The sequence below is a fragment of the Mesorhizobium sp. M4A.F.Ca.ET.090.04.2.1 genome (assembly GCF_003999085.1).
In the GTDB taxonomy this organism is placed as follows: Bacteria; Pseudomonadota; Alphaproteobacteria; order Rhizobiales; family Rhizobiaceae; genus Mesorhizobium.
The window spans coordinates 1-663 of the sequence record NZ_RZOT01000983.1 but is presented as its reverse complement, the minus strand read 5'-3'; the positions used below and the strand labels follow the sequence as shown (position 1 = coordinate 663).

The 663-nt window shown below is 65.9% G+C and carries 1 protein-coding gene; it reads right to left on the bottom strand.

Annotated features, from left to right (window positions below; genetic code table 11):
- The coding region (locus tag EN781_RS33625; RefSeq protein ID WP_145965834.1) for an MFS transporter at positions 1–663 on the bottom strand (663 nt) is incomplete at both ends.

Here is a 663-nt window from a genome sequence, read left to right as displayed (position 1 = left end):
CTTCCCAGACCTGCGATGCGACCGCCACGACGACCGCGACCAGCATGGCCAGCGCGCCGACCACCGGCAGGCTGCGATAGCCATAGCCGGCATTGAGCATGGCCGCACCCAGCGACGCAGCGAGCGCGATGCCGACATTAAAGCCTGACGGGATGAGCGAGGAGGCGAGGTTGGAGGCGTCCGCCGTCCAGGCCAGGATGCGGGTCTGGATCGGCGCGCCGATGGCAAAGTTGAGGCCGCCCCAGATGACGATGGCAACGACCATCGGCACGGGGTAGGGGCTGACGGCATAGATGACGCCAAGCATCAGCGCCTGCAGGAACAGCATGGTGATCAGCGACGGCATCAGCTTCCAGTCGGCGAGCTTGCCGCCGAGGAAGACGCCGATGGTCGCGCCGACGCCATTGAGCAGCAGCACCCAGGGCACCAGGCTCTCATCGAGGCCGGTGACTTCGAGCAAGGTCGGGGTGATGTAGGTGAACAGGCCGAACTGGCCGATCATCAGCATGAGCATCAGGATCAGCGAGGTCCAGACCTGCTGACGTCCCAAAACGCGGACCTCGTGCGACAGGCTGGCGGGGCTGTTCGACGACCCCGCCGTGCGCGGCAACAAAGCAAGCATGGCGGCAATTGCCGCTACGCCCAGCCCGCCCATCACCCAGA